The sequence below is a fragment of the Planosporangium flavigriseum genome (genome assembly GCF_011947225.1).
Classification (GTDB): Bacteria; Actinomycetota; Actinomycetes; order Mycobacteriales; family Micromonosporaceae; genus Planosporangium; species Planosporangium flavigriseum.
This window is the reverse complement of the sequence record NZ_JAATVW010000049.1, coordinates 1-3394: the sequence shown is the minus strand read 5'-3', so window position 1 is coordinate 3394 and position 3394 is coordinate 1. Positions and strand designations below refer to the sequence as shown.

The 3394-nt window shown below is 66.9% G+C and carries 1 protein-coding gene; it reads right to left on the bottom strand.

Translation table 11 applies throughout. From position 1 onward, the window contains the following. On the bottom strand, positions 1-2804 hold a 2804-nt coding region (locus tag HC028_RS26725), incomplete at its 3' end, for a CBM96 family carbohydrate-binding protein (protein WP_476742331.1). Positions 2805-3394 lie beyond the last annotated feature (590 nt).

Genomic DNA, 3394 nt, shown 5'->3' with positions numbered 1-3394 from the left:
ACCGGGCTGGCCCAACTGCTGCCACCACTGACGTAGCCGTACAGCGTGCCGTTCTCCATCTTCACCAGGTCGGCCTTGCCGTCCCCGGTGTAGTCACCCAGCTTCGTATTGGCCCACACCGCATCGGTGAAGCCGCCGGGATCCATGGAGATCTGCTGCTGGTTGGCGGTCAGCCGCTCACCCTGCGGTAGCCAGCCGTCGGTCGGTTCACGCGAGGACGCGGTACGCGACACCGACATGCCGAACTCGTCGGCGTCGGTGGAGGACAGGGTGTAGTCACCGGTGAGCAGGTTGACCGAGCCCGGCCCGACGCTGTCGTCGGCCGCGCCGTCGCCGTTCGGGTCGACATTCACCGTCGCCCATCCGGTGTAGGCGGGGGTGTCGCCAGCGTCCGGGTACAGCGCCGCTCGCACCTGCACCACGCCGCCGGTGGTGCCCAAGGTGTCGACAGCGTTCCAGATACCGTTGGCACCCAGCTCGGACAGGACAACCGGGTACGCCGTGACCGGGCTGCCGTTCGCCTTGGACAGGTGAGCCAGCGGGATGTCGTACTCGGCGCCGCCCGGGCCGCGGCGGTATTGGAACGTTGCCCGCGTCAGCGTCGGGTCACCGCTGATGGCCAGCTTCGCACGCTTGATGATGTTGGTACCAGGTTGTGGCATCGACAGACCGGCGCGGCCGACGTTGAACACGTACGTCGCCGGGTCGGACAGGTTGCCGGCCGCGTCCTTGGCGCGCACCGTCAGCGTGCGCCGGCCGTCTTCCTTCGGAGTCAGCGACACCGTCAGTGGCCCGCTGGCGGTAGTGGTGGTAGCGGCCGTGTCGGTGTCCTGCTGGTAGACGTACGCGACGATGTCCGTCGACCCGCTAGGCGGAGTGAACACGAAATCAGCGGCCTGTCCGGCGCCGCCGTGGCCCCAGGAACTGTCCTGGCTGATGGGCGGGTACAGCGTCGACGACACCAACGGTGCGCCCGGCCTGGTGGCATCGACGGTGACCTCACACCACGCAGACCACGGCGAGAAGGTCACGCCGTCGCTTGCCCGCGCCCGCCACGAGTACGTGCCACCATCCTTGAAGGCGCCAGCCGCCACGGTCGCGCTCGCCGTAGTGCCCGCGGGCACGTTGTTGACCGTCGTGCTGCCGATCTGCGCCCCGCCGGTCACCCACCACTCGAAGGTCACCGACGATGCCGTTCCGTCGGGGTCAGCGGCGTTCACCTGGAGCGTCGGCGTGGTCGAAGTGGCGTAAGGCCGGCCGCTGCCGGTCGCACAGGCGCCACTGGTCGGCTTGGCCTGCTGGTTCGACAGCACCGGCGCGGCGTTGTAGTTGACCGTTACGAACGCGACCTGCGACTGGTCGGCCGCCTGCAACGACCGGAACTGCTTCATTTTCGACCCGTTGGCCTCATCACCGGCCTTCAGGCCCATGTACGAGTAGGCGACTCCGCTGTCGGCCGCCCGCTGGAAGAACGGCCTCACATCGACGCCGACCCAGTTGTCGTTACAGCTGGTGTCATAGCCCCAGGTCTCGGTCGAGACACCATCCTGGTTGAGCCACGCCGGCTGGGTGTTCCAGGAGACCGGGTTGCTGTACCAGCCGACGTTCCACGCCTCCCACTGAGCCGGGGTGCAGCTTCCCGAGTACCAGTTCCACAGGTGCAAGGTCGCGCTGTTGATACGCCCGCCGGCGAACTGGCTGGTACCCCACCAGAAGAGCGCCCGCGCCACACCGGCGGATGTCCGCCCGATCTGCAGGTCATTAGCGCCCGACCGGTCAACGGTGTCATTTTCCTTGACGTACGTGTCGTCGGTCGGGTCCACGTCGACGACCGGGTCGAGCGTGACCGGCCACTTGCGCTGCGGGTCCGCCAGCCAGGCCGGGTCTACCGAAATCTCCAGGTCGACCGCGCCGGTACCTTCGGCGACGTCCGCATTGGCGGTCGCGCTCGGGGCTTTCGCCGTAGCGGACTTCTTGGCACCCGACCGCGAACGCGTCGCCACCGCCAACGCTTTCTCCGCACGCGCCCCAGGGGCAGCCGCATCGCTGCTGGCATCCCACGCCAGGGGCGTCGGAATACGGCCCACCGCACGGCCGGAAGCGTCCTTGATCGAGAATGCGCCCGGAGCGTCGTTGACGAACTGCAGCTTCTTGCTCTTCATCGGCAACCGCAACGTGGCCACCCGCGCCGCCGCCGACGCGTCCTTGACCACGACGAACTGCTCGAACCCGGTGATCATCGCCTCGACCACCAGATCAACGCCGGGCAACACCTCGCGGTACGTCGCCCGGTTGCCCGTCAGCACCGGCTCCGGCAACGCGCCGTCCCACTGCATCGACAGCGTGTCGCCGTCCACCTCGACCGATGCCAGGTCGTGCGTACCCGCGTCCGCCGCACCGGACAGGCGCAGCGCCTTCGGGTGTGCGGCCGCGACGACCGAACCGTCGGCGGCCTTCTTCAGGGTCAGGTCGACCGGTACCCACCGGTCACCCTGGCGCACCCGGACCGGGCCCTGGTGCATGTCCACCGTCACCGAACCGTTGGGCTCGGCCCATACCTGGGTCTTCTCGGTCATCTCGCCGGTGACCTCGACACGCTTCTTGCACAACCGCGCGGTGACCTGCGCCGACACCCGGTCGGTGCGCTGGTCTGGACAGGTCGGCTTGGCCTGTGTCGGCGCCGCCTCCGCTCGCCGCGCCGGCGGCACGACCTCGCACAGCGTCGCGGCGAGGGTCAACGCCACAAGCGAACCGACGACTCGGACCGCCCGTCGCCGCCGCCCCTTCAGAACGTCAACGAACACACGTGAACGCACGCCAACAGACACAGCGCTCTCCCCAGATTGCCGAGGTAGCAGGTCAGACCGCACAGGCCGACCGCGGGTGGCGGAAGCGTAGAGATCAACGAGCGCTGTTCACAAGACATGGGCCGCTGCCCACGGATAGCGCCTAACTCACCACGCCCGGCGGCTAACTCACACTGACGTCCTTTTGATGTAACAGAGCGCAGTGGACAAAGTTGAGAATTTGCATCTATTGCGACAAGCGGTGATGTCGCCCGCTACGTTCGGCATTGATTACGGACGAGGAGCAGCCAATCACCGACAGTCAAATTTCTGGCCGAAGGTACGAGCGACGACTCATACGGTCCGGACGCGAAAATGACCGAGATATCGATATGCGAGGCGAGCGGCGACTTCACGCGACAACTTCCCGCAGGAGTTCACGCATCTGGCGTTGATCAGCGCGGCATTCAATCTGGACCCGCTCGGACCGATTTCGTCACTACTTACAGCCGTTTGCCAGCGACAGGAAGGCATAAGACGAACTCCGTGCCCTCCCCCGGCGTGGAATGCACCTCGATGCTGCCGCCGTGCCCGTCGATGACCACCGC